20 protein-coding genes and 1 pseudogene are annotated in these 20848 nt (G+C 66.9%); 2 read left to right on the top strand and 19 right to left on the bottom strand.

The features are described from left to right. Positions 1-3 precede the first annotated feature (3 nt). The 9 genes from C5F44_RS09445 to panB all read right to left on the bottom strand — a co-directional run bounded on the left by C5F44_RS09445 (position 4) and on the right by panB (position 8654). Positions 4-273: a hypothetical protein gene (locus C5F44_RS09445; protein WP_328588485.1), complete on the bottom strand. Its 270-nt coding sequence runs from the start codon at positions 271-273 to the stop codon at positions 4-6. Further along, positions 270-1685 carry a DUF6638 family protein gene (locus tag C5F44_RS09440; protein WP_181318236.1) on the bottom strand — a complete coding sequence of 472 codons (1416 nt, stop codon included), beginning with the start codon at positions 1683-1685 and terminating at the stop codon, positions 270-272. The genes C5F44_RS09445 and C5F44_RS09440 overlap by 4 nt, the downstream gene beginning before the upstream one ends. A gap of 196 nt (positions 1686-1881) precedes the next feature. Further along, entirely contained in the window at positions 1882-2208 is a 327-nt protein-coding gene (locus tag C5F44_RS09435; protein ID WP_107673275.1) for a hypothetical protein, read from the bottom strand. After that, complete coding sequence (locus tag C5F44_RS09430) at positions 2201-4135, bottom strand: AAA family ATPase (protein ID WP_107673274.1); 1935 nt, start codon at positions 4133-4135, stop codon at positions 2201-2203. The genes C5F44_RS09435 and C5F44_RS09430 overlap by 8 nt, the downstream gene beginning before the upstream one ends. A 70-nt stretch (positions 4136-4205) precedes the next feature. After that, entirely contained in the window at positions 4206-5333 is a 1128-nt protein-coding gene (locus C5F44_RS09425; protein ID WP_107673273.1) for a hypothetical protein, read from the bottom strand. Continuing rightward, on the bottom strand, positions 5326-5646 hold the full coding sequence (locus C5F44_RS09420; protein ID WP_107673272.1) for a hypothetical protein: 321 nt from the start codon (positions 5644-5646) through the stop codon (positions 5326-5328). Before C5F44_RS09420 ends, C5F44_RS09425 begins: the two co-directional genes overlap by 8 nt. Beyond that, entirely contained in the window at positions 5643-6713 is a 1071-nt protein-coding gene (locus C5F44_RS09415) for a coiled-coil domain-containing protein (protein WP_107673271.1), read from the bottom strand. The genes C5F44_RS09420 and C5F44_RS09415 overlap by 4 nt, the downstream gene beginning before the upstream one ends. Before the next feature lie 259 nt (positions 6714-6972). Next, entirely contained in the window at positions 6973-7812 is an 840-nt protein-coding gene (gene panC / locus C5F44_RS09410) for a pantoate--beta-alanine ligase (protein ID WP_107673270.1), read from the bottom strand. Beyond that, entirely contained in the window at positions 7809-8654 is an 846-nt protein-coding gene (gene panB, locus C5F44_RS09405) for a 3-methyl-2-oxobutanoate hydroxymethyltransferase (protein ID WP_107673269.1), read from the bottom strand. Before panB ends, panC begins: the two co-directional genes overlap by 4 nt. A gap of 147 nt (positions 8655-8801) precedes the next feature. Here panB and C5F44_RS09400 point away from each other — a divergent pair, with 147 nt between their 5' ends. Beyond that, positions 8802-9143 carry a cupin domain-containing protein gene (locus tag C5F44_RS09400; protein ID WP_107673268.1) on the top strand — a complete coding sequence of 114 codons (342 nt, stop codon included), beginning with the start codon at positions 8802-8804 and terminating at the stop codon, positions 9141-9143. 228 nt (positions 9144-9371) lie between these two features. Here C5F44_RS09400 and C5F44_RS09395 read toward each other — a convergent pair. The 3 genes and pseudogenes from C5F44_RS09395 to C5F44_RS09385 all read right to left on the bottom strand — a co-directional run. Then, positions 9372-10097 (bottom strand): annotated as a pseudogene (locus C5F44_RS09395) (L,D-transpeptidase); the annotation flags it as partial. A gap of 142 nt (positions 10098-10239) precedes the next feature. Continuing rightward, entirely contained in the window at positions 10240-12405 is a 2166-nt protein-coding gene (locus tag C5F44_RS09390) for an esterase-like activity of phytase family protein (protein ID WP_107673266.1), read from the bottom strand. A gap of 96 nt (positions 12406-12501) precedes the next feature. Then, a complete protein-coding gene (locus tag C5F44_RS09385; protein WP_107673309.1) occupies positions 12502-13710 on the bottom strand; it encodes a M24 family metallopeptidase in 1209 nt (402 codons plus the stop codon). Between the two features lie 241 nt (positions 13711-13951). Here C5F44_RS09385 and C5F44_RS09380 point away from each other — a divergent pair, with 241 nt between their 5' ends. Next, positions 13952-14956 (top strand): P1 family peptidase, encoded by a 1005-nt coding sequence (locus C5F44_RS09380; RefSeq protein WP_107673265.1) that lies wholly within the window; start codon positions 13952-13954, stop codon positions 14954-14956. A gap of 13 nt (positions 14957-14969) precedes the next feature. On the opposite strand, the gene C5F44_RS09375 is transcribed toward C5F44_RS09380, so the two are convergent. The 7 genes from C5F44_RS09375 to C5F44_RS17990 form a co-directional block, all read right to left on the bottom strand. After that, complete coding sequence (locus tag C5F44_RS09375) at positions 14970-15410, bottom strand: molybdenum cofactor biosynthesis protein MoaE (protein WP_107673264.1); 441 nt, start codon at positions 15408-15410, stop codon at positions 14970-14972. A gap of 1 nt (position 15411) precedes the next feature. After that, on the bottom strand, positions 15412-15660 hold the full coding sequence (gene moaD / locus C5F44_RS09370) for a molybdopterin converting factor subunit 1 (protein WP_107673263.1): 249 nt from the start codon (positions 15658-15660) through the stop codon (positions 15412-15414). Continuing rightward, positions 15657-16322 (bottom strand): CDP-diacylglycerol--glycerol-3-phosphate 3-phosphatidyltransferase, encoded by a 666-nt coding sequence (pgsA, locus tag C5F44_RS09365; protein ID WP_107673262.1) that lies wholly within the window; start codon positions 16320-16322, stop codon positions 15657-15659. Before pgsA ends, moaD begins: the two co-directional genes overlap by 4 nt. Before the next feature lie 90 nt (positions 16323-16412). Continuing rightward, positions 16413-17672, bottom strand: a complete 1260-nt coding sequence (locus C5F44_RS09360; protein WP_107673261.1) for a PAS domain-containing protein — start codon at positions 17670-17672, stop codon at positions 16413-16415. A gap of 76 nt (positions 17673-17748) precedes the next feature. After that, the gene (gene uvrC / locus C5F44_RS09355; RefSeq protein WP_107673260.1) at positions 17749-19602 is read right to left on the bottom strand and encodes an excinuclease ABC subunit UvrC; all 1854 of its coding nucleotides are present in this window, start codon (positions 19600-19602) and stop codon (positions 17749-17751) included. A gap of 298 nt (positions 19603-19900) precedes the next feature. Next, positions 19901-20674 (bottom strand): SDR family oxidoreductase, encoded by a 774-nt coding sequence (locus tag C5F44_RS09350; RefSeq protein WP_107673259.1) that lies wholly within the window; start codon positions 20672-20674, stop codon positions 19901-19903. Next, the gene (locus C5F44_RS17990; RefSeq protein WP_181318235.1) at positions 20671-20847 is read right to left on the bottom strand and encodes a hypothetical protein; all 177 of its coding nucleotides are present in this window, start codon (positions 20845-20847) and stop codon (positions 20671-20673) included. Before C5F44_RS17990 ends, C5F44_RS09350 begins: the two co-directional genes overlap by 4 nt. Between the last annotated feature and the right edge of the window lies 1 nt (position 20848).

Genomic DNA, 20848 nt, shown 5'->3' with positions numbered 1-20848 from the left:
GCCTCACTTGAAGTTCACGACATAGAAGGCGACCGTGGCGGCCGTCAGCGGCAGTATGTAGATAAGCCATAGCAGCTTTTTTTTAAGCCCCCGGTCATAGGCTTTCATGCCCTCTTCGATCCAGGCGTCGCGGTCGCCTTCCAACCCCTCGGAAACCCAGCGTTTTTCCAGCTTCTCGCGCCGGACGCTGCGGGAATAGAGCCCGACGAAAAAGTAGATGATGGTCAGCCCCACCAGGGCAAACGCCATCAACCTCAGCCAACCGATGATCATCCGCGCCTCCTTGTCTCGCCCCAGGGCCCGACGGGGCCACCGCCCCGGCCGCCCGCCCCCGCGCCCCAGGGGCCAACCGCATCACGCAGGCCGCGCGTGGGTTTCGGGCCTTCCTTCATCTGCGGGCGGGCCAGTTCGTCCATGCGCGGCTCGGGTCCGAACAGCGCCTCGCGGGCGCCCTCGCGATCCACCTGATACTCCCGCGCCAGGAATTCCGCCACATAGACCTTCTTGGCGTCGGACCAGCCGGCGTAATCCTCGTAGAACCGTTCCTTGTGGGTGATGAACATCTGCCGCACGTCCATCGGCGCCAGTTCCGACAACAGCATGTTCACCAGATCGCGGTCCTTCCCGGCCCGCGCCCGCAGCGTGTAGAAATAGGCCGGATGTTCGCTGGAAATCCGCGGCCATGGCCCCGCGCCTTCCACCCAGCGCAGCATCGAGGCGAGGCCAAGGAATTCATCCGGCAAGGCCGTGCCAATGCGGTAGGCCAGCTTGCGCAGCTCGGTCCGCCGCGCGTCGCCCAGCGCGATTCCCAGCCGGTCGGCCGCATCGACCAGGATGAAATCCATCTTCTGCCGCAGGATCGCCCCCGCATCCGCGCCACGCGCCTGCACGATGGGTTCCACCAGCAGATTGCGGTCCAGCCAGTCGGCAATGTGGTTGCGGTGGGTGAAATCCATCACCTGCGCAATCGGCACCGTTCCCAGACTGGCCACCGGCAGGCGCGAGATGGCCGCCGGGAACTTCACATCCTGAAAGACGTAAAGCCCGCCGAAATAGCTGGTCCAGAAATTGCCCTGTTCAAAGGTCATCGCGGGCAGGGTGATCGGCACCCGCGTCACATCGCCTGTCCGCCGCGCCAGCCCGATCATCTCGGCAATCAGCGCATCGTCGCGCCAGCCATCGGGTTCGCGGCGGAACTTCTCGATCAGCGCGCCCAGCTTTTCGGCATCGGCCACATGGCCGCCGATCGTATCGGCCTCAACCGTGACCTGCCGTATCTCGAACAGCCGCGCCGGGGTGTCCACCGCATAGACGCTGCCCTGCAATTCACCGCAGACCGCATCGCGCGCGGTCAGCGCGAAAAGCTGCGCCTCGTTCTTCTCGATGAACTGGGTCAGGATCCCGCGCGAGGTGGAAAACCGGATGTTCAACAGCGGCGCATCCTTCTGCGCCGTGGTCAGCAGGATGAACTGCCGGTTCGCCCCGTTGGGGTTCAGATACAGCGGATCACCGAACTCATCGCCGATTTCCGGGCTGTAGCCCGACAGGTCGATATGAAAATCCTTCAGCGCGGTTTCCTTGCCCGTCAGATGCTTGAGCGCCCGGTTGTAACGGTCAACAAGCTGCGGCGAGGACACCTCGATCAGGTTCCCGAACATGAGGCCGCGGGTGATGAGCTGTTTCATGGGCGGCCTCTTTCGGCGTTTGGCAGGGGCCCGAAGGGCAGCGCCCGCACCGCGGGGTGGGCGAGAAGCGCCCGCCCCGGGGGGGCGGTGCGGGCGCTGCCCGGGGCAAGCCCCGGGCGACTCCCGCGAGACAGGCCACACGGCCCTTGGCAGACAGGCAGGACCGCTGCGAAGGCGAACGGTTTGGGTATCGGCCTCACCCCTCTCCCTCCGCCGCCATCAGCGCCATCATGCCGCGATAGCGGAAATAGGCGACCAACGCGTAAAGCGCCAACCACAGGTGGGCATAAAGCAGGAAGGGCGTGCCATAGCGGTCGGGGCCAATGTGCCAGGGGTCCAGCGTGGTCAGCAGGAACCACACGGCCAGCAGCAACCCGATGGCGCCCGCGAACAGGACGTAAAGCGTCAGCCCCCGGCGCTGGACCCAGCGGTTGATCAGGAACAAAGGTGCCACGACCGCGATCATGGCGCCGGGCAGGATCAGCACCAGCAGGAAAAGGCTGAACATCACCTGTTCAGGCATTTCCCTTCCCCTCCAGATACCTTCTCTTCGCTTCTTCCATCCGCCGCATGTCGCGTACCGCCGTCTCGATGGCCACCTCGTCCGACTTGTCGGCGTAGCGGAATTCGCTGTCGGCGTAGCGGTTGATCTCCTGCACCACCATTTCCACCGTGATCGGCTGCATCAGGCCGCGGATCATGCCCATCTTCTCGTCATAGGGCTTGAACAGGAACAGGTCGGGGTTTTCCATCCATTCGTCCGGCAGTTCGAAATCCATCGCCCGCACCTTCACGGCATCGGTGATGTTCTTGATCGCCCGCCCGGTAAAGCGTTCGTCGGCGGACTGGATTGCCTTCAGATAGGTGCCGATCCGGGCGATGCTGTCCAGAGGCCCGATGTCGCGGGCCACCTGATCCCAGACCTTCAGCAGCCCCGCCTCATGCGGGCGGGAATGGCCCTCGAAGCTGGCGGCCACCGCGCGGCGGATTTCCTGCGCGGCGAACAGGTCATGGTCGCCCAGCGGGATCTGGTGGTTCTTGCCCAGAAGCAGCGACAGGATGTCGATGTAATCCTCGCGCGTCTGTGGCCCGTCCACCAGGAAACGCGCGCCGGCCCGCTGGCGCAGCGCGTCATCCACGTTCTCGGGATAGTTGCTGAACATCCCGAAGGTGCAGTTCCCCCGCACCACCGTGCCCGCCCCGGCAAAGGCCTGCATGAAGACCGCCGTCACCTCCTGCTGGCCCGCACTGGACTGCCGGTCGCCGCGCTTGCCCGCCACCTGGTCGATGTCGTCAATGGTGCCAAAGCCGATCACGCCGGGGTCCAGCACCGCGTCGATGAAGGCCTTGGCGTTCTGCCCCGACTTGCCCTGATAGCTGTCGATCTGGTCGATGCTGAAATTCTGGTAGCGGAAGGGATAGCCCGCCGCCTTGCAGTAATCGTTCAGCAGGCCCGCCATCATCTGGATCAGCGTGGTCTTGCCGGTGCCCGGCTTGCCGTCGCCCATGAAGGTGAAGATGAAGCCGCCCAGTTCGGCAAAGGGGTTCAGCCGGCGGTCGAAGTCATAGGCCATCAACATCTTGGCCAACCGCATCGACTGATACTTGGCGATATGGTTGCCCACCACCTCCTGCGGCTTCTTGAAGGCCATGGTCAGCGCGCCACCCTTGGCCGCCCGCGCCGGCTTGAACCCGGCCAGCACCAGCCCGTCCGCCTCAACCTTCCAGCTTCCGCCGGTAAAGACCGAGACGCGGGCGCCGTTCTCGGCCCGGATCGCCACCTTCTGCATCAGCGCCTCGGCAAAGGCGGAAATCACCGCCACCAGCCGCGCGTCATCGCTGGCCAGCGCCGCGATGTCCTGATCCAGCTCCCACAGCGCGCCCTGCAAGGCCAGCGGCGCGTTGTCGGTCAGCACCTCCTCGACCTCGCCCAGCTCGACCGTGGCCGGCGTCACATGCGGCGCAATCAGATAGGCCGCCGCATTGGCAAAGCTGAACAGCACCACCAGCGCCTCGGCCTGCAACAGCTCGCCGAACTCGGCCCGTTTCGGTTCCGGCACCCGGCCCTCAAGATTGGCCCGCTTCAGCTCGGCCAGCCCCGATTGCGCGGCAAAGGTCTCGCCCATCGCCAGCGCGATGGCCAGCGCCCGGCGCAGCACGGTCAGGCTGGCCGCCTGCACCGGCGATACCAGCCCGTCCGACAATCCTTCCACCCGCTCGGCCAGCCGCACGCCGCCCGGCCGCGCGGTGGACCGTGTCGCCATCCCCACCACGGTGGACCGGAACCGCGGCCGCGCCCCCACGCCCGGAGACCGTTCGACCACCGCCGCCTCGGCCAAAGGCTTCGCCAACCGCGGCGCATGGTCAAAGCCCTGAAGCATCCCCAGCGCCGCCTCATACTGCGCCCGGATCGCCTCTTCCTTCAGCTCCATCGTGTCGCGCGTACTCATCGGCCCTGCCCCATTTTCTGTCCTCAAATATCCCGGGGTCCGGGGCAGCGCCCCGGGGCGTCCATCCGCCTCAAACCCCCGGAATCAGCCGCCCCCCGGCCCCCACCACGAACTTCCGTATTCCGCGCAGGCCGGCCGGGTTCTGCTCTACCAGCACCTGATAGGGCCGCTCGGGCAGCACGATCATCCGCTCAAGGCTGGTCGTGCCGGTGTCCGCCCCGGTCAGCGGATCCAGCTTGTAGACCTGTTTCACACGCGACGAGAACCAGCCGTCTTTGACCTCTTCCTCACGGTCCGACACCAGGTCCTCCACCGTCCAGACCAGCGCCCAGTCCTGCCCCTCGGGCGCGCGGGCATCTTCCAGCACGCGCGAGATCGGGCCCGATTGCAGGGTGAAGCTGGCCGAATACATCGGCCCCAGCGTGATCCGGCGCAGCCGCCTGGGGTGCAGATCCTCGAAATCGGCATCGAAGCCGGTGGCGATGGTCACCAGCTTCAGCCCGCCCACCGATTGCGCCAGCACCTTCTGCTGCAGCGGCGGCCAGCGGTAATCGTCGTTCGGCAGCGGCTTCTTGCCGGAATCCTCAAGGTCCATCAGATAGACCACCGGCAGGTTGACCTGGGTGTCCCAGACCGCCCAATGCACCAGATACTGCCGCCGCGGCCCCGCCTGGCCCAGCCATTGCGCATCCGGGTCGTTGCGGGCCCAGAACAAACCACCCGCCTTCAGCGCCTCGAAATACAGCCGCTGCGACAGCGCGTATTGCAGCCCCGCCGGCACCTTCAGCTCGCCCACGATGGTGCGGATCATCCGGTCCTTCAGCTCGGCCTCGGATGCCATGCCCGACAGGTGCTTGTCGGCCTGCGCCGCATCCAGCGCCATCACCATCAGCTCCTGCGCCACCGGAAAGCCGCTTTCGTGCCGGTCGATGGTCAGCCGGGGCGCGCCTTCCGCCTTGCCGGTCATCAGGTATTTGTGGTTCAGCGCCCGGAAGGTGCCGATCACCCCCGCCAGATACTGCCCCAGCAGCCGCGATTCCGTCCGCGTCAGGCGCCCCTCGCCCTCCAGCTCGGCGGCGATGCGGGGAAAGTAGCTGCCGATCCGGGCGAATTTGGCGAAATACCGCGCCGCCACCGCCGGATCATACAGTTCGGCATGGTCCTCGACCAACGCCTCCTTGACAGTGTTGTCAGCCATCGCGGTCCCGTCCGGTCTCATCGACCCAATACCACCAGCGCAGCAGCGCATGGCGCTGCCCCCAATCCCGCAGCCGCCCGGCGGGCAGCCCGCCCCGGAACGCCGCCCGCTGTGCGGGCCGCGCCACGGCACCGCCCAGCACCAAAAGCGCCCCGCCCGCGATCAGCCCCACCGAGGCGGCCGCCGCAGCGCGCGACGCCCCGGCATATCCGCCCGCCTCAAGCAGCACGGCGGCCAGGGCCAGGCCGCCGCCCGCCACAACCGCCGCACCGCCACGGGTCAGCGCCCACCGGACCTGCCGCCGGAACGTCATCCCCCATAGGTGTTCTTGTCGTGCTTCTCGACAATCGCCGCAAAGCGCCGGGCAAAGCGTTCGTCCGCCTTGGCCTTGTCCTCAAGAATCTTGCGGGCAAACACCATCTGGCCTTCATGCGCCTCCAGCATGTCGGCCATCCGGTCATTGGTGGCCGCGCCGATCGCCGCCATGGCCGCCTGCGCCTCCTGGTCGGTCTTCACCCCGATCTCGTTGATCCGGTGCGCCACGTCCTGCTGCTCGGCCGTCTTCAGCGATGAGGTCAGCGCGTCATACAGCACCACCCGCTGCTTGGTGTCGGTCTGCAGCTTGTTGATCAGCACCAGTTGCGTCGCGGCCTGGTTCGTCAGGCTGTCCACCCAGGTCTTGCCCTTCTCGATATAGCGTTCCAGCGTCTGGCTGCGGGCGATCTGCACCTGTTCATCCTGCACCAGCGCGTTGTGCTTCGCGTTCAGGTTGGCCAGTTCGGTTTCCAGCTTGGTCCGCGCCGCCGCGTCGGTCTCGACGCTGATCCTGTTCTCCAGTTCGATGATGCGCGGGTCCAGCGCGGCAATCTCCTTGCGCACCGTCTCCAGCGCGCCCACCGTCGCCTCGCGGTCGGCCAGCGTGGCGGTCAGGTTCGCCTCGACCCGGCCCTTCTGCGTGGTCAGCAGGGTCAACTGCCCCTGCAACAGCTTCACGATCACATCCGACTTGGAAATCAGATCCTGCAACTTGTCGTCGATGCTGGCGTCGCGCAGCCGTTCGTGCCGCAGCGATTCCGCCTTGGCCGAGGAAAAGATGCCGACAAAACTTTCCCAGCCGGTCTTCGACCTCAGTTCCGCGAATTCGGTGGAAAAACCGGCGGTCACATCGTCCAGCCCCATGATCAGCTCGGCGATGTTGGAATTCATCACCTCGGTGTGCTTGTGCACATCCTCCAGCGTGGCATTCTCCACGTCGATGGCAATGCCCTCATCCAGCTTGGCGCGGGCCTTGTCGATGGTGTCGGTTATGGCGCTGATCTTCGCCTGGGCGGTCGCCACCTGTGCCTGGCTTTCCTTGATCTGTGCTTCGAAATCCGCCATCGAACGCTCCTTTGCGGGCCCTGGGCCGAACCAATCTCACCTAGGGATGTAAATCCGAATTACATCCCCCTCGCACGGGGAATTCTGCTGGCCGCGCCGCAATCTGGCAAGGCGTGCTTTCCCCATGTCCGATGTCGATAGTCTTGCCGCAGTCGAAACCCGCCGCCAAGACCTGATCGGTCCAGCCCAAAGCCGCCGTTTCATCTGTCCAGAAATATCCCGGGGGCCCGGGGGCAGCGCCCCCGGCGGCTTCCCCCCCTTAGACCGGGATATTGTCGATCAGCCGCACGCCATCCAGCCAGGCCGCCGCCAGCATCCGGCGCGGGCGGGTCGGGTCGTCCGAGGGCATCAGCGTCGCGGCGTCGCGCAACTCAATGTATTCCACCCGCTCGAAGCCGGCGGCCCGCATCGCCTCGGCCGCCTCGCGGATCGCCATCCGGTCGGCATGGCCGGCGCGAATGTCGGCAGCCGCCGCGCTGATCGCGGCGTACAGCACCGGCGCCTTGGCCCGGCCCGCCGGCGTCAGCCGCACATTGCGCGACGACATCGCCAGACCGTCCGCGTCGCGGATCGTCTCGCAGCCCACGATGTCGACCGCCAGGTTCAGGTCGCGCACCAGCTTCTGCACCACCTGCAACTGCTGCCAGTCCTTCTGGCCAAAATAGCCGCGGTCGGCCAGCACCATGCCGAAGAGCTTGGTCACCACCGTCGCCACCCCGTCGAAATGGCCCGGGCGCATCCGCCCTTCCAGCGGTTCCGACACGCCCGAGACACTGACCGTCGTGCCATAGCCTTCGGGATATACCTCGTCCGGCTCGGGGGCGAAGATCGCATCCACCGGCACCGTCGCCAGCAGCGCCGCATCCGCAGCCTCGGTGCGGGGGTATTTCTTCAGGTCGTCGGGGTTGTTGAACTGCTTTGGGTTGACGAAGATCGTCGTCACCACCCGGTCACATTCCGCCCGCGCCCGCCGCGCCAGGCTCAGATGCCCGTCATGCAATGCGCCCATGGTCGGCACCACGCCCACCACTTCGCCCGCCGCGCGCCAGCTTCGCGCCAGGGCGCGCATGTCGGACACCGTCCGCAGGATCGGAATCATTTCTTCACGGCTCCGGCCTTTGCAGGCACTTCGTCGGGAAAGCCATGCTCGGGCGCGGGGAAGCTGCGGTCCCGCACCTCGGCGGCATAGGCGGCGATGGCCGCATCGGCATCGCGGCCCAGCTCGGCATAGCGTTTCACGAACTTCGGCCGGAAATCGGTGAACAGGCCCAGCATGTCATCCACCACCAGAACCTGCCCGTCGCAGCGCACCCCGGCCCCGATGCCGATGGTCGGGATGGTCAGCGCCTGCGTGATCCGCGCGGCCAACCCTTCGGGCACCTTTTCCAGCACCACCGCAAAGGCGCCCGCCGCCTGCACCGCCTCGGCATCGGCCATGACCTTGGCCGCCTCTTCGGCGCGGCCCACCACCTTGTAGCCGCCCAGCGTGTTCACCGCCTGCGGCGTCAGCCCCACATGCGCCATCACCGGCACGCCGCGCGCCGTCAGGAAGGCGATGGTTTCGGCCATGTGCTGCCCGCCCTCCAGCTTGACCGCCGGGGCACCGGTTTCGGCCATCAGCCGGCTTGCGTTGCGAAAGGCCTGTTGCGGGCTTTCCTCATAGCTGCCGAAGGGCATGTCGATCACCGGCATCGCCTTCTGGCAGCCCCGAACCACCGCGCGGCCATGCAGGATCATCATCTCCATCGTCACGCCCAGGGTCGAAGGCAGGCCATGGATCACCATGCCGACCGAATCCCCCACCAGCGCCACATCGCAATGCGCATCGACAATCCGCGCCATCGGCGTGGAATAGGCCGTCAGCACCACCAGCGGCGCCCCGCCCTTGCGGGCGCGGATGTCGGGGGGCAAGACAGGCCGGACAGCAGAGGTTGCGCTCATCAGGGGCTCCGGGGTTCTCAAACTGCCCGCAATAAGGGCACGGGGGCGCGGCGGACGCAAGAATTAACGCCGCAATGCAGCACGGTCTTTGCCGCTTGACGCCACGGCCCCGGCCCGCCCCAATGCCGCAAACCAACCGGAGGCCCCATGTCCCTGATCCAGCGCGTCACCCGCGAAGCCACCCCCGCCGAAACCGAACGCCCCGACCCGGCCAAGGTTCTGGCCGGCGATCCGGTCCACACCACCTGGAACCTGGAAGAGGATGACGGGCTGTATTGCGGGCTGTGGCAATCAACGCCGGGCAAATGGCGTGTGGCCTATGTCGAATGGGAATATGTCCACATCCTGCAGGGCCATTCCATCCTGACCGCCGCCGACGGCACCGAAACCCACCTGCGCGCGGGCGACAGTTTCATCATCCGCCCCGGCTTTGAAGGCACCTGGGAAGTGGTCGAAACCACGCTCAAGGATTACGTCATCCGCACCTGAAACGAAACGGGGCCGCCCTGCCGGGCGGCCCCGATCCGTGCCGTTCCAGCCCGATCAGCCGGAAACCGTGGTTTCCAGCGGCGGGCAGTCCTCGGGGGCGATGCCCTTGCTCTTGCAGGCGCGCAGCCGCTTCTTGTCGGCCTTTTCGGCGGCGATCCGGGCGGCTTCGGCTTCCTTCGCCTTGCGCTCGGCTTCGCGCGCCTCATAGGCGGCAACGGCGGCGGCGTCCTTTTCCTTCTTGGCCATGTTCTCGGGCGTTGCCGGCACGACGCGGCCATAGGCATCGTCCATCATCGGCCCTTCCAGCGCCACGCTTTCATCCAGCGTGCGCACCTTGACACGGGCGCCGGTATCGACCCGCTCATACAGGTCAATCGCATCCTGGTTGAACAGCCGGATGCAGCCCGCGCTGGTGGCTCGCCCGATGGACGCGTTCTCGATGGTGCCGTGGATGCGGAACATCGTGTCGCGGCCGCCGCGATACAGATACAGCGCCCGCGCGCCCAGCGGGTTGTTCAGCCCGCCCGGCAAGCCGGCGGCATAGTCGCCATACATGTCGGGGCGGGTGCGCAGCATGTTCGCCGTGGGCTGCCACGACGGCCATTCCCGCTTGCGCCCGATATAGCCGTTGCCCTTGAACGACAGCCCCTCGCGCCCGACGGCAATGCCATAGCGGACGGCGCGGCCGCCCTCCATCACCCAGTAAAGTTTGCGCGCGAAAATATCGACGACGATGGTCCCGGGCTTTTCATCGCCGGCATAGTCCACCTCGGTGCGGACATTGCCTTCGATCAGGTCTTTCCGCTCGACAGCGGGGATCAGGAATTCGCCATCCTGCACCGCCTCATATCCCGGCAGCGTTCCGGGGGGCGTGTCGGCAGGTCGGGGGCCGCCGCAGGCAGCAAGAAGCGGAAGGGCCAGAATGGCCGCAAGTCGGGCAAGACTGAAGGTCACGGTGAGACTCGGACGTTAAGGCAGCTATGGCGCGCACCATGGCCCGAGCGGGGGGGCCGGCGTCAAGCCTGAGTCTTGTGAAACAAGCGAAAAACGGCCCCGGCAACGGGTGCCGGGGCCGGATTCAACCCCGCCGGCAGGCCTAGAGCTTGCCAAGAGACCAGAACAGCGTCTCGCCCGAGCTGTCGTCGATGCCGTCATTGTCGGTCACGACCCAACCGATTCCCCCGGCGTCGATGGCGAAGCCTTCCACCTTGTCGGGAACATAGCCGTTCAGCACCTTCAGGTCGGGCAGCAGGTCGCGGACCAGTTCCTTCTGCACCACCGGCAGCGCCTCGCCCAGCTTGGCCGGGGCCAGATCGGCGGCCTTCACGCGATAGATCTTCTTCACCGCCGCCTTGTCGGCAATCTGGTTGTCGCGTTCCACGACATAGACCCAGTCGCCGTGCAGGGTGATTTCCGAAAGCCCCATCCAGGCGCCCTTGGCCGGGGCATCCAGCGGGTAATGCACCGCGCCCCAGGTCTTTTCCTTGGTGTCATAGGCCACCAGCTTGACCATGCCCTTCGGATCGTCCGCCCATTCGCGCTGCACCGCCAGCCACAGCACATTGCCCGCAACCGTGATGCCTTCGAACCCGAAGCGGGTTTCGTTGGCCGCCAGTTCCGGCGGCAGGCCGATGGTTTCCCTGATCTCGCCCTTGTCGTTCACATGCACGATGCCATGCGGAACCATCTTGTCGCTGCGGCCCTCGGTGGCGATCCAGAAGCCGCCCTCGCCATCGGCGGCCAGCCCCTCGATGTCCATCAGTTGCGCCGGGTCGCCGCCGCGCGTCACCGGCAGCGCCGCCGTGATCCGGGCCGGCACCTGCGTCGCGTCGATGGTATAGATCGTGGGCGCCGCCCCCAGGGCCGAGTCATTGGCGGCATAAAGCCGGCCCGGCGTGGCCGGGTCGGCCGCCAGCGCCGACAGCGCCGCCCAGCCGATCAGCGGATCGCTGCCCGCGCTGGTGATCATCGGATAGGCGGCCGTGCCTTCGGCCCGCGCGTAAACCATCACATGCGCCGGGGCGAGACCGTCTTCCCGCAGGTCCACCTCATTCGCGGTGGCCAGCAGGCCGCGCGCCGGAAGGGCCACCATCCCCTCGGGCGACACGCCCGACGGCAGAAGCTGCTTCAACACCGGCGCCGCCGGATCGGTCAGGTCATAGACCGCCACGATGGACGCCCGTTCCGACGCCACGAACAACAGCCGCGCGCCGTCGAAGGTGGCCACTTCAACCGATTCCAGCTCGGCGCCCTTCTTGTTGCGGAAATCGGGGTAATGCCCGATGGCGGCAATCTCGCGCTCAAGGCTGGCGCCCGATTCGTAGACCACCGTCCCGTCCTTCTTCCAAATGGTGAAAGACCGCGATCCGCCCTTCCAGTCGCCCTCGTTCGCCGTCACGAAATGATCGGCGTCGATCCACTTCACCCCGTCGGGTTCGCGCAGCACGCCCTTGGCGCTGCCGGTGAAATCCAGCCGCCCGTCCTTTTTCGTGTCGATCCCGTCCAGATCCACCGCCCCGGCGCTGAAATGGCTGGCCACCTTGCCATCCGCGCCGATCACCAGGATGTGGTTGTTCTCCTGCAAGGTCACCACGATCTCGCCCGCCTCGTTCACCGCCAGGAACTCGGGCTCGGGGTCTTCGGGGGCCACCTCGGCCAGCCCGGTCACGTCGATCTTCTGCAACCCGGCGCAATCCACCGCGCCATCCTTGACCGGCAGCCGGACGACATAGCCCGCCGGCATCTGCGGCAGGTCGCCATCGGCCACGTCCTCATCCCGCTCGTTCTCGATGGCAACGGCGATGAAACTGCCGTCCGGCGCGCGGGCCACCGAATCCGGCTGACCGCCCAGATCACATTCGGCCACCACGGCCTTTTTCGCCAGATCCACCGTCACCAGCTTGCCCGAAGGCGCGGCGCGGCTTTCGCTGGTGTTCACCCCGGCGAAGGCCAGCCCGCCGATCACCACCGTCGTCGTCGGCTCGCCGCCCATCGCCACATTGCCCAGCGGCCTGGGCGCGGCGGGGTCGGTAATGTCCACCATCCCGATCACGCCCAGCGGGCTGTCGGAATAGATCAGCGTCATCCCGTCCTCGGTCGCGGTGATGATCTCGGCGCTGGTGGCGCGGGCGCGGTCCTCGCCCTCGGCCATGTTGTCGGGCGTGGCAAAGGATGCAACGCGGTTGAACACCGGCTCGGCCAGCGCGGGCAGGGCCGCAGCCAGCGCAAGGGCCGAGGTCAGGCAGAGATGGGGAAAACGCATGGGGCCAGTCCTCTGGTTCGCTTCAATCGGCCAGAGGAATGGCCCCCGCAGGTCACGGCCCCGCGACAGGGCCGTGACAGGACCGTGACGCTTTGATCAGCCCACCACGTTGAAGCCCGGACCGTAAGGATAGCCGGTGATATTCTCGGCCCCGTCCTCGGTGATGACCAGAATGTCATGCTCACGATAACCGCCCGCGCCGGGCTGGCCATCGGGAATGGTCAGCATCGGCTCCATGCTGATCACCATGCCCGGCTCAAGCACGGTGTCGATGTCCTCGCGCAGTTCCAGCCCCGCCTCGCGGCCGTAGTAATGGCTGAGAACGCCGAAGCTGTGGCCATAGCCGAAGGTGCGGTATTGCAGCATCTGCCGCTCGGACAGGAAATCGTTGATCTGCGCCGTCACCGCCGCGCAGGACACGCCCGGTTTCAGCAGGCTCATGCCGTATTCATGCGCGGCCACGTTCGCCTCCCAAACCTTCAGGCTGGCCGGGTCCACCTCGCCCAGGAACAGCGTCCGCTCCAGCGCGGTGTAATAGCCGCTGATCATCGGAAAGCAGTTCAGGCTGAGAATGTCGCCGCGCCGCAGCTTGCGGTTCGTCACCGGGTTATGCGCCCCGTCGGTGTTCAGGCCCGACTGGAACCAGACCCAGGTGTCGCGGTATTCCGCATCGGGAAACCGCTTCGCGATCTCGCGCTCCATCGCGTCCCGCCCGGCGATCGCGATTTCCAGCTCGCTCGCCCCTTCGGCAATTGCCTCGCGGATGGCATAGCCGCCCACATCGGCCACATTGGCACCATGCTTGATCAGCGCGATCTCGGCCGCGGATTTCATCATCCGCTGCTGCATCGTTGCAGCGCTGACATCCACACCGCGCTTCGGCCGCAAAAAGGTGTTCAGCTTCTCGGCCCGCTCCATGGTCAGGTGATCGGCCTCGCAGCCGATGGCCTTGCCGGTGCCGGTGATCCCCGCCACCACGCACCAGAAATTGTCGCGCGCCCAGTCGGTATAGGTGATGTTGTCGCCGATGCTGCGCCGCCAGGGCTGGCCCGCGTCAATGCCCGCGCTGACGGTGATGCAGTCGGTCTTCGTCACCACCGCCGCATAGGGCCGGCCAAAGCTGCAATACAGGAACCCGGAATAATAGGCGATGTTGTGCATACTGGTCAGCACAACCGCATCCAGATCATGCAGCTCCATGATGTCACGCAGGCCCTCCAGCCGGTCGTGATATTCCTCATCGGCAAAGGGCAGCGTGTGCTTCTGGCCGCCGTTGTGAAAGCGGTACTGTTCGGGACGGTTCACTGTCATGTCAGACCCCATGTGGCCGGGGAATGCCCCTGTCGCGGCGAGACCCCGAAAGGTCCCGGCGTACAGGACGAAGGCGGAAGCTCCGCAAGCAGAAGGGCCAGTGCCCCTGTGGCGACGCCATCGCCACGGCTCGGGGCAAACAGTGCCGCAACCCGGCACCGGGCGCAAGACCCGTGCCCCTTCCCCCGCCGCCCCCTTCCCCGCTAGGCTGCGCCATGACCCGAAAGGACGCGCCATGCAGCCCGGACCGCTGAACCTGATCACCGATGTCGCCGGCCTGCGGGTGGGCCAGGCGCAGGATGAAACCCTGCGCTCGGGCGTCACCGTGCTGACCGCCGACCAGCCCTTCACCGCCAGCGTGCATGTGATGGGCGGCGCCCCCGGCACCCGCGAGACCGACCTGCTTGCCCCCGACCGCATGGTGCAGGCGGTGGATGCGCTGGTGCTGTCCGGCGGATCGGCCTTCGGGCTGGACGCCTGTTCCGGCGTGATGGACGGCTTGCGCGCCATGGGCAGGGGCTTTGCCGTGGGGCCGGCGCGCGTGCCCATCGTGCCGGGTGCCATCCTGTTTGACCTGCTGAACGGCGGGCAGAAGGACTGGACCGCGAACCCCTATGCCGCCCTGGGGGCCGCCGCGCTGCGGGCGGCTGATCGCCGCTTCGCCCTTGGCACCGCCGGCGCCGGTTTCGGCGCGATGACCGGCACGCTGAAGGGCGGGCTGGGGTCGGCCTCCTGCGTGCTGCCCTCGGGGCTGACCGTGGGCGCGCTGGTGGCGGTGAACGCGCTTGGCTCGGCCACGGTGGGCGAGACGGGGCATTTCTGGGCGGCCCCCTTCGAACAGGGCCGCGAATTTGGCGGCCTTGGCCCCGCGCCGCAGGTGCCGCTGCCCGCCCCCCTGCCCACCAAGCGGCTGGGCGAGGCGACGACCATCGCCATCGTCGCCACCGATGCCGCGCTGACCAAGGCGCAGGCGCACCGTCTGGCGGTGGCCGCGCATGACGGCATGGCCCGCGCGCTGGTCCCTTCGCACACGCCGCTGGACGGGGATCTGGTCTTTGCCGCCGCCACCGGCGCGCGGGCGCTGGCCGACCCGGTGACCGACACGTTCCAGCTTGGCCATGCCGCCGCCACCTGCCTGGCCCGCGCCATTGCCCGGGCGGTGTTCCTGGCCCGCCCGATGCCGGGCGACCTGCAACCCTGCTGGGCGGTGCGGTTCGGGCAGGCACCGGCGGGCGCCTAGGCGGACCGGAGCGCTACCACCGTTTCAGGGCCGCCTCGTCTGCGTCCCTTGCGGCCACCCATTCCGTCCCCGACGCGCCGATTTCCTTCTTCCAGAACGGGGCGCGGGATTTCAGGTAGTCCATCAGGAACTCGGCCGCGTCAAAGGCCGCCGCCCGGTGCGTCGCGGCGGTGGCGACCATCATGATCGCCTCGCCCGCCGCCAGCCGCCCGAAGCGGTGGATCACCAGCGCATCGACCAGCGCCCAGCGCCGGGCAGCCTCGTCCACCATGGCACTGATCGCCGTTTCGGTCATGCCGGGATAATGCTCGATCTCCATCGCGGCCAGCGCACCGCCATTGTCGCGCACCAGCCCGGTGAAGGTGACAACGGCCCCCGCCCCCGGCACCGCCGCCGCGAACCGCGCCGCCTCGGCCCCCAGATCGAAAGGCGCGGATTGCACCGCGACCCGCATCTCAGCCCCCGGTCATCGGCGGAAAGAACGCCACCTCGCGCACCCCCGCCAGCGGCGCGTCGAAATCGGCCAGGCGCTGATCCAGCGCCACCCGCAGGCTGGCCCGGTCGGCAAAGGCCAGCGCATAGCGGTCTTCCCGCGCGGCCAGCTCCTTAACCAGCGCGGCCACCGTCGGCGCCGCCGTTTCCACCCGTTCGCGCGGCACACCCACCCGTTCGCGCACCCAGGCGAAATACAGGATGTCGATCATGGGTCTTCCTTCAGGAAGGGCTTGGCCTTCGTGAAATATTCCCAGCCCGTCAGCGCCGTCAGCCCCGCCGCGATCCAGATCAGCACCAGACCGGCGATATTGGCGAAGGACGCGCAGTCACGCTTGCCGCAGGCGCGGATCGGGTCGGCCAGGCCATGGCTGACCGCCTCGGCATATTGTTCGGGCGTCATGCCCTGCATCGCCACGCCGTTCAGATATTCCAGCCCGGTGCCAAGGAACAGCGCGGCAATCGCCACCATCTGCGCCGTGGTCTTCCACTTGGCCAGCTTCGTCACCTTGAGCAAGCCGCTCTTCTGGCCCAGGAATTCGCGCAAGCCGCCGACAAACACCTCGCGGAACAGGATCACCGTGGCCGGCAGGATCAGCCAGGGATTCATCCCGTTATAGCCGGTCAGCACCATGATCGCGATCACCACCATCGCCTTGTCGGCGATCGGGTCCAGCATGGCGCCGAACTTCGATTCCTGTTTCCACAGCCGGGCCAGATAGCCATCGAACCAGTCGGTGATGGCGGCGCCCACGAACAGGCCAAGGGCGAACCAGTCGGCCCAGGGGCGATGGAAATACAGGAACATCAGCGCCACGCCGGGGGCCGCGAGCAGACGGATGAACGTCAGGGTATTGGGGATCGTCCAGGTCATACCGGATTGGTAGCCGATGCAACCCGGCGTGGGAAGAGCGGCTTGCCATGATAACGGCGCGGGCGGGGCGCTTGGCCTTCCCCTTTGCCGTCATTCCGCGGCAAGCCCGGCCTGCGGCCTGTGGTCGCGCAGGGCGGCCAGACCATGTTCCATGGCCAGCGTCCGGTCCATCATTGCCCGCAGACTGCCCGAGATCGCGGCCTGCACGCTGTCGATCCGGTCGATGGTGGCGGTCAGCGCATCCTGGCTTTCGGCCGACTTGCGGCTTTCCACCCGGGCCAGGATACGGATGGTATCCAACCCCAGGATCATGCGCCGCAGGTCATTGCTGACCGCGTTCAGCACCCCGGCCTGATGCGCCGCCTCCTCCAGCAAGGCGCGGGCGCGGGCCATGTTCTGCGCCCGGACCGCCCGCAGCATCGGCAGTTCCACCCGCCTTTCAACCCCGTGATAGCCGCCGGGCTGGCGGTCATAGGTCTGCACCAGTTCCTCCTGCAACCCGGCACAGCCCGAAAGGATCAGGCTTCGCCGCAGGGCATGGGCCATGCGGGCGCAGGGGTTTTCCCGGCCTGAGACGAACGCGGACAGCCGGCGCGAAATCTCGTCCGAGGCGGTCTTGTAATTGACGGCGATCTGGCTCAGCGGGCCGCCCTGCGCCTCAAGCCGGGCGGCGGCAAGGCGCATGTTCACCGGCAGGATCAGCAGATCGGCAAAGCGGGCCATCAGCCGCGCCTGTTCCTGCAGGGTTTCCTCCAGCAGCCCCAACAGCAGCGCCTGCGCCTCGACCCGGGGGTCCGGGTCGCGCCCAAGCGCCCGGTTGCGGGCGCGCATCTCTTCGGTCACGGCGCGGGCGGCAAAGGCGTCATAGCCGGAAAACCCCAGACCGGAAAGCTGCCCCGCCAGTTCGTCGGCCGAAGCCTGGGGCGACAGGCCCTCGTCAACCTCGCGCCGGCGCAGGCGGGCATACAGGTCGCGCAGCGTGCCGAACAGCGGGGCTGACGGCCGCATCCGCACCGAGAAATAGCCCCCCTCGCAGGGCATGGCGGCGGCCAGCACCCAGTAACCGGCCCCGTCCTTGCGGCGGTTGCGCACATAGCCGACCGCCGGTTCCCCCTGTTGCAGCAGCGACCAGAACAGATGGAAGAACCCCGCCGGCATGTCGGGGTGGCGGATCGCCCGGTGCGGTGCCCCGATCAGATCGCGCCAGTCGATCCCGGTCATCCGCTGGAACACGGCATTGCCGGACAGGATCACCCCGCGCGCATCGGTGCGCGAATAGATCAGTTCGCCAAAGCCGAAACCGGCATCCGGCGGGGCGGGGGGCAACAGGGCAGGCGTCGGGCCGTGCATCGGTATCACCGTCAGGAAAGCAGGCCCCCATCCTGGGCGCGCTTCCTTACCAACAGGTTTCCGGCCGCAAGCTGCCCTAGTCGCGGTGGAAGAAATTGTAGACCGTCTCGGCCATGGCCTGCGAAATGCCGTCCACCGCCATCAGGTCGGGCAGGGCCGCGCGTGATACCGCCTTGGCGCTGCCGAAATGCGCCAGAAGCGCCCGCTTGCGCGTGGCGCCCACGCCGGGAATTTCATCCAGCGGCGTTGCCGCCACCGCCCTGGACCGCTTGGCCCGATGCGCGCCATTGGCCCAGCGGTGCGCCTCGTCGCGCAGGCGCTGCACGAAATATAGCACCGGGTCATTGCGTTGCAGCGCAAAGGCCGCCTCGCCGGGGCGGTGGAATTCCTCTTTCCCGGCGTCGCGGTCGATGCCCTTGGCCACGCCAACCACGGGAATATCCTCCACCCCCAGGGCGGACAGGATTTCCATCACCGCCGAAACCTGCCCCTGCCCGCCGTCGATCAGCAAGAGGTCGGGCCAGGTGTCGCCCCGGCGGTCGGGGTCTTCCTTCAGCAGCCGCTCGAACCGGCGGGTCAGCACTTCGCGCATCATGCCGAAGTCATCGCTGTTCGCGCCCGCTTCCGACCGGATGTTGAACTTGCGATACTGCGATTTGACAAAGCCTTCCGGCCCGGAAACGATCATGCCGCCCACGGCATCGGCGCCCTGGATATGGGCGTTGTCGTAGACTTCAATCCGCTGCGGCGGGCCGTCCAGATCGAAGGCCTCGGCCAGACCCTGCAACAGCTTCATCTGCGTGCTGGATTCCGACATCCGCCGCGCCAGGCTTTCGCGGGCGTTGCGGGTGGCGTTCTCCACCAGCTCGGCCTTTTCGCCGCGCAGGGGCACCGCCAGTTCAACCTTGCGCCCCGCCCGGTCAGACAGCGCCTGCGCCACCAGATCGGGGTTTTCAACGCCATGCGACAGCAGGATCAGCCGGGGCGGGTCCTTGTCGTCGTAGAACTGCGTGAGGAACGCCTCAAGGATTTCCGGCTCTTCCGCGCCCGACCCGGTTTTCGGATAGAAATCCCGGTTGCCCCAGCTTTGATGCGCCCGGATAAAGAACACCTGCACGCAGGCCTGACCATGGTCCAGATGCAGCGCCACCACATCCGCCTCGGCCACGCCGCGCGGGTTGATGCCCTGCGCCGACTGCACCGCCGTCAGCGCGCGGATGCGGTCACGCAGCGCGGCGGCGCGCTCGAACTCCATCGCCTCGCTGGCCTCGGCCATCGCCTTGGCCAGATCGGCCTGCACCGTGGTGGACTTGCCTTGCAGGAACCGCTCGGCATCGGCCACCAGCCCGGCATAGGCCACCTCGTTCACCTTGCCCACGCAAGGCGCCGCGCAGCGCTTGATCTGGAATTGCAGGCAGGGCCGGCTGCGCCCGGCGAACATGCTGTCGCTGCAATTGCGCAGCAGAAACACCTTCTGCAACTGGTTCAGTGTGCGGTTCACCGCCCCCGCGCTGGCGAAGGGGCCGAAATAGCTGCCCTTCTCCTTCTTCGCGCCCCGGTGCTTCTTCAACTGCGGAAACGGGTGTTCCTTGCCGATCAGTATGTTCGGGAAGCTCTTGTCGTCCCGCATCAGCACGTTGTAGCGCGGCTTGAGCTGCTTGATCAGGTTCTGTTCCAGCAGCAGCGCCTCAACCTCGGTGCGCGTGGTCAGGAACATCATCGACGCCGTTTCGTCGATCATCCGCGCGATCCGCGCCGAATGGCCCGAAGGCCGGGCATAGTTCGACACCCGCGCCTTCAGATTGCGCGCCTTGCCGACATACAGCACCTCGGATGCGGCATTCAGCATACGATAGACCCCGGGAGAGGCGTCCAGCGTGCGCAGGTAATCCTGAATCACCTCATGCCCGGTGCGGGGGGCGTCGGTCATGCGAATTGTCCGGTTTCTAAGTCATCGATTCTTCGGGGGTGCTGCACTGAACCACGCCCCCGGGCAAGAGGAAAGCTGTCCACGGTTTCTGTGGATAACTGCGGGGAGAAGATTTCGCCCCGGGCCGGAATCCCCTGATTTCAGGGCCCTTGCAACGACTTGCACAAAAAACAGGCAGACTGGCAACCCGTTGTTTATAAAGGAAAGAAAATTTCACGTCTGACAAATACCTGAGATTCCAGCAGTTTTTGTAACGTGTCTGTGAAATGCGTGTTCGAAGTGGACAACTTCCCTCGGGTCACTCGACGCCCAGCACATCCGGGGTCTTCCAGGCCAGGTGCTGCCCCCCGTCCACGGCGATCATCTGCCCGGTCACGGCAGGCGCATCCAGGAAAAATCCAAGCGCGGCAACAATATCGCCCTCGTTCGCACCGCGGTTGAGGATGGTCGCCGCGCGCTGCCGCGAAAAGTGTTCCTCGCTTTGCCGCGCGCCGCGCAGCGTGGGGCCCGGGCCAATGGCATTGACGCGGATCTGCGGCGCCAGCCCCTGCGCCGCCGTCTGGGTCAGCGCCCACAGCCCCATCTTGGCGATGGTATAGGTCGAGAACTCGGGCGTGGGCTTCCAGACCCGCTGGTCGATCATGTTCACCACCAGCCCCTGCGCCAGCGGCTCGCCCGCCGCATCCGGCACGGCGGGCGGGCACTGGCGGGCAAAGTGCTGGATCAGCACATAGGGCGCGCGCAGGTTCGATTCGATATGCCGGTCCCAACTGGTGCGGGTGGCGGTGTCGATCCGGTCGTATTCAAAGATCGAGGCATTGTTCACCAGCACCGTCAGCGGCCCCAGCGCGGCGCCCGCGCGCTCGACCAGCGTCTCAACCTGCGCCTCGTCCAGAAGGTCGGCCTGCAGCGTGACGGCACGGCGCCCCAGGGCGCGGATCTCGTCTGCCACCGCCTCGGCCTCGGGGCCCGAACCGGCGTAATGCACGGCCACGTCATGGCCGCGCCGGGCCAGATACAGCGCCATCGCGCGCCCCAGCCGGCGCCCGGCCCCTGTGACCAGCGCCGTCATTTGCGCCCCCGGCAGTCGCAGGTGCCGCGCCCGATCCTGGGGCGGCCGCAATCGGGGCAGAACGCCCCCTTCCGGCGACCCAGCCCGGGCAGGCTGTTGGGGAACAGCAGCTTGCCGACCATGCCCACCAGAGCCATGGCCAGCAGAAAGATCAGGATGGTCTTCACCAGCATG

It is taken from the genome of Fuscovulum blasticum DSM 2131 (assembly GCF_003034965.1).
GTDB lineage: Bacteria > Pseudomonadota > Alphaproteobacteria > Rhodobacterales > Rhodobacteraceae > Pseudogemmobacter > Pseudogemmobacter blasticus.
The sequence above is the reverse complement of the archived record's forward strand: the minus strand, read 5'-3'. Positions and strand labels throughout refer to the sequence as shown.